Source organism: Deinococcota bacterium (assembly GCA_030858465.1).
Lineage (GTDB): Bacteria > Deinococcota > Deinococci > Deinococcales > Trueperaceae > JALZLY01.
In genome coordinates this window covers 1-4,088 of sequence record JALZLY010000089.1, presented here as the reverse complement: position 1 = coordinate 4,088, position 4,088 = coordinate 1, and the positions used below count along the sequence as shown (strand labels likewise).

Annotated in this window: 8 protein-coding genes; 2 read left to right on the top strand and 6 right to left on the bottom strand. The window is 58.7% G+C overall.

Annotated elements, in window-relative coordinates; genetic code table 11:
- Positions 1–188: nucleotidyltransferase substrate binding protein (locus M3498_04325; protein ID MDQ3458524.1), on the bottom strand; the 188-nt coding region annotated here is incomplete at its 3' end.
- 97 nt (positions 189–285) lie between these two features.
- Here M3498_04325 and M3498_04320 point away from each other — a divergent pair.
- On the top strand, positions 286–432 hold the full coding sequence (locus M3498_04320; GenBank protein MDQ3458523.1) for a helix-turn-helix transcriptional regulator: 147 nt from the start codon (positions 286–288) through the stop codon (positions 430–432).
- 156 nt (positions 433–588) lie between these two features.
- Here the strand turns inward: M3498_04320 and M3498_04315 are convergent, their stop codons facing one another.
- From M3498_04315 to M3498_04305, 3 genes are all read right to left on the bottom strand, one after another.
- Positions 589–1,188 (bottom strand): hypothetical protein, encoded by a 600-nt coding sequence (locus tag M3498_04315; GenBank protein ID MDQ3458522.1) that lies wholly within the window; start codon positions 1,186–1,188, stop codon positions 589–591.
- 136 nt (positions 1,189–1,324) lie between these two features.
- On the bottom strand, positions 1,325–1,780 hold the full coding sequence (locus M3498_04310) for an RES family NAD+ phosphorylase (GenBank protein ID MDQ3458521.1): 456 nt from the start codon (positions 1,778–1,780) through the stop codon (positions 1,325–1,327).
- Positions 1,777–2,160, bottom strand: a complete 384-nt coding sequence (locus tag M3498_04305) for a DUF2384 domain-containing protein (GenBank protein MDQ3458520.1) — start codon at positions 2,158–2,160, stop codon at positions 1,777–1,779. The genes M3498_04310 and M3498_04305 overlap by 4 nt, the downstream gene beginning before the upstream one ends.
- Positions 2,161–2,234: 74 nt before the next feature.
- On the opposite strand from M3498_04305, the gene M3498_04300 reads away from it, so the two are divergent.
- Entirely contained in the window at positions 2,235–2,573 is a 339-nt protein-coding gene (locus tag M3498_04300; GenBank protein MDQ3458519.1) for a hypothetical protein, read from the top strand.
- A gap of 21 nt (positions 2,574–2,594) precedes the next feature.
- On the opposite strand, the gene M3498_04295 is transcribed toward M3498_04300, so the two are convergent.
- Positions 2,595–3,014 (bottom strand): PIN domain-containing protein, encoded by a 420-nt coding sequence (locus M3498_04295; protein ID MDQ3458518.1) that lies wholly within the window; start codon positions 3,012–3,014, stop codon positions 2,595–2,597.
- A gap of 777 nt (positions 3,015–3,791) precedes the next feature.
- On the bottom strand, positions 3,792–4,088 hold a 297-nt coding region (locus tag M3498_04290), incomplete at its 5' end, for a hypothetical protein (protein ID MDQ3458517.1).

Below are 4,088 nucleotides of genomic sequence, written 5' to 3'. Positions count from 1 at the left end.
TGCTGGAACGCCTGGCGGGGACTGTTCGCCTCCAGCCCCTGCTCACGAACGAGACGCTGGCACAGCTTCCAGGCGACTTCGAAGGTCAGTTCGAAGCGCAAGATGGCCGAGTCGCGGACGATGTCGCTCGAGGGCAGCGCCAAGGCCTCGCCGAAGCGGCCGAGACTATCGTCGAAGTCGGTGCGCAATCAAGGTTAGCCGGCAAGTTTCAGTCGGAAATGGCGTCCATCACGGCTACATCCCTTCAAGTTCGCTTGATATACGTAAGGGTGTTAGGCTGTCGGTATGGCCAACGCGGTGAAGTGGAAACTGAAAGAATACCTTCATTCGCACGGCATCACCGCCTATAAGCTTGCCGAAAAGACCAGCGGAGCCCTGTCTCGTACGGGCGTCTACCGGCTTGCCTCGGACGATCTGTCGGGAATCCGCTGAGGACCCAGCGTTCCTCACCACTGTGAAAGAGCCTGGCGAGGAATCTCTCGAAGCTTACTCGCTTCTGGAGGCGGTCGAGATCAACACCCTCTCGTCTCGTCTGGCTTTTTAGACGATCAGTTAGGGACTTGCGGAAGTCGGCGGCGGTCCGGTAGATCAAGGGAGCCTCAGGTAGGCAAAGCGTTCGCGCGCGGGTTCGGGAGCAGCTTTGGTGGCTTCCTCGAGGCGGGCGCGTCGTACCAGCCCCCGCTCGAGCGCTTCTTGTGTGGCGCCGTAGAGGTGTTCCGGGCTCAGTGGGCTGTCGGCTACATCGAGCAGCGTCCTTAGCGGGGTGGTGATCCGGTAGCCGTCCCGCACCGTAGTATCCTCTTCGGCTAGCTCACGCTTATGCAGGACCACGCCTTTTGGTATGCCCTTGCGAAAGCCCTTGGGCACCGTCAGGTGAACCTTACTCGGCATCACGTCGCTCAATTCATAGACGCGCAACGCGGTATCGTGCGAGATGACCGCCTGCACCCAGCCCTCCCTGTTTCGGCTCCATAGCATCAGGCGGATCAGCTCCTCATCCGCGGAGCTTGGATAGTGGCGGAGTCTGAAGATGCCCCAACCCTCATCGAGCCAGTGGCCTTGCTTGCGGTGATAGCTCTGGGAGGCGTAGCTGTAGCCGGCTTCCTGAGCCTGTGCGGCGGTAAAGAAACCGGCTTGCCGGTCGGCGATGTCAAACAGATAGGTCTGTGGATCGGCAGGTGTGTTCACAGCTATGACCAGTTTACAAAAAACTCAAATAAACTTAAAGCTTTTTGTGGTCGGTCGTTTGAGCGGCGTCATGCGGGTACGCCAGCGATCTGTATCGAGCATGGCGCAGGCGCGATAGGCTGAGCGTTCACAGGTATCAGGCTAGCAAGCGCAGGTCCACCCGGTAGGGCTCGGTAGTCGCCGTGATCTCAGCGAACGCCGGGTGCAAGGGGTTGATCAGGTAGTTCGACTCCTCCATCACTACCCGGCTGGGAACCTCGAGCACGCAGCTCCGCCCGTCTCTCAGCCAGCGGTCCCCGTAAGCGCGGCTGTCGAAGCGCTCAGGACCTTTTGTGAAAGCCTCGAGCGCTTCATGGTCCAGCGCCCCGACCAGCGACTCCGGGATCCGGATGCGGCTTTTGACGTAGTGCGCGAGCTGCGCTTTGTTCTGCAGGTTGACGAAGAGCTCGAGCGTGGCGAGCGCCAGACTGCTCGAGCTGTAGACGATGCGCCTCCCCTGCGCGTGCCAGCGGCCCGGCGCGAAGAGCCCGCCGTTTCCCGTCATCGCTTGGTCCTGGTAGAGGTCCCTCGTCAGCCGCCAGGCGGTGATCAAGGATAGAGACCCCAGGCAAGCTGCCTGAGCAAGACGCTCACCGCCTCCGCCCCAGGGTCGGTGTCGAGCAGGCTGAGCGGCGTAGCTCCCAGGGCGGGCAGCGAGGTCTTGAGCCAGACTCTGGCGTCCGCCTCGTCGCCGAAAAAGCTCACCGCCTCGCGGTAGATGCGCGCCACGCGGCTGAGGGCGTTGCTCTCGCTCAGGTTGAACACCCCCTCCTGCTGGCGCTTGGTCAGGGTGCGCCTGGGGACGCCCAAGAGCTTGGCGAGCTCGTCGGTGCTCACCTGGAGGGCCGCTCGCAAGAGGGTAAAGCTCTCGAAAGGCAGGCCTTCACGTACCGCGCGGATCTGCCGGTCGTCGATCTCACTGAGCTGTTGCATCGTCACCCTGTCACCTCGGGCAATACTACCATGAAAATCAGCAAAGTTGCCTAGGCTGCCTTGTAGAGCCGGGCGTGCTGCTGGTTGCGACGGAACTGCCAATAAGCATCCCGATCACCGTTGAGCCGCACCCCGCGGCGATGCTCAAGCCCGGCGGTGTCCTTTACCTCAACGATTTGGTCTATTCCTTCGAACCGGGCGATGCCGGGCGGGCCATCGAGGTGTGGCTGGACGAGGTGGCGGTCGAACAGGGTGACGGCTTTCCCCGCGGCTTTTTTGAAGCGCACGTGCGGGAAGAGTACAGCACCTATACCTGGCTGCTCGAGGCGATGCTCGACAAGGTTGGCTTCCGTATAGAGGACGCTTGGTACGATCTCAAAGCCTACGCTGCTTACATCTGTGTCAAGTGGTGAAGGTGACCTGTCCTGTAACGGCTATGGCCCTATGACCACAAAGGGTTTCTTGCCAAAGAGACGGTAGGTGGAAAAGTCACTCCTATCAACGGTGAATATCTTGGTGAGCGATAGGCGCTCCGCAAGTGCGACCAACGAAGCATCGGCAAAGTCCATCGGCAGGTCGTGGTATTTATGCATCAGTTCGCCCATACGAACCAGTTCAGCTGGCGACGGGTGTTCCAGCAACAGGTCGCTGCGGTGAACGAGCTTCCAGAGCGCTTCTTGTGCCAGCCAGCCCATTCTGGCATGAACAACATACATGGCCTCGGTCAGCACAGGCATGGTGGTGTAAAAGGGACAGTTCAAACTTTGAATAATGCGCGCACACTCGGCGTGATAGGCGTCGTTTTTGTTGAAAACAGCTATCAGCGGCCCAGCATCAATCAGGATGTCGGTCATGCTTGTCGTTTACGAGGTCGCAAAAGACCTCGGAAGAACGCTCAGATAGCTCGCTCGGCCCCTCACCAACGCCAATCACATCACTGTAGCGGCCTGGCCCCGTCTCTGCAATTTCTCGGTCACAGTAATCCTCCAACGCTAAGCGGTGAAGCTGCGAGAGCGTGAGCCCCTTCATCGCCGCCACTTTGCGCATTTTTTCCTTTACCCTAGGATCTAGACGCACACTGCTCATCGCTATCGCCTCTTTTATAGTGTATCACATACTTTATAAATGTAGTACATCAATGGGTAGGTTCTTATCACGAGTGAGGTTCAGCCATGCAAATTAGAAGATACCGTAATTGCTAGTTCATCCTAGTCGAGGTTGGTGCAGATGATTGCCAGCAGTGAGGCATGCACTTTGATGAAGAAGCCCTGGTTGGTGCGAGCCTTGAGCTGCTGAGCGCCCATACCCCATGCGGGGCACTTTGCTCTCCAGTTGGCTGTTCACCGTCCCTTCGGGAAGCTACGCGAATTCAATCCCATGCCGATAACGCTTTAAGGCAAAGAACTCCGACAAGGTGTTCTGCTCTTTCATGTCCTTACGCCGTGTGGGCACCAGCTTCACTCCCGTTTCCTCTAACAAAGTCCTCTCGTCATCACTGCTGTTATAGCCTTTGTCGCCATAGACGCACACCCCTGTCGGTAGCACGTAACACAGCTCATGAACGGGCGCGAGGTCATGATGACTCGCTTCCAGAAGAGCAAAACTGACGGGGACGCCTTGTGGAGTACAGATCAGGTGCAACCTCCAACCAATACCCCATCCGGGGCACAAGCGAACTTCTCCTTCTTAGCGGCACAGTAGCCGCAGAAGACCTTGCCCCTGACCTTCTTGCAGCGCCTGGCTCTGACGCGCTTGCAGTTCGCGCAGCTTCCCGAAGGGACAGGCAAGGGCAAGCTGTCGATGATGAACACTTCCCCTTTGGCAAACAGTTCTCCCAGCAGCACCAGCGCGCTCTCCAGCCACCAGGCCAAGGCATGAAGCCGGCGGTTGTAACGTGACACGCTCAAAGCAGGGATGTAGCCTGAGCG

Coding starts and splice junctions, on each gene's coding strand:
- M3498_04305 (MDQ3458520.1), bottom strand. CDS start 2,160: ATGCAACAGCTCAGTGAGATCGACGACCGGCAGATCCGCGCGGTACGT.
- M3498_04320 (MDQ3458523.1), top strand. CDS start 286: ATGGCCAACGCGGTGAAGTGGAAACTGAAAGAATACCTTCATTCGCAC.
- M3498_04295 (MDQ3458518.1), bottom strand. CDS start 3,014: ATGACCGACATCCTGATTGATGCTGGGCCGCTGATAGCTGTTTTCAAC.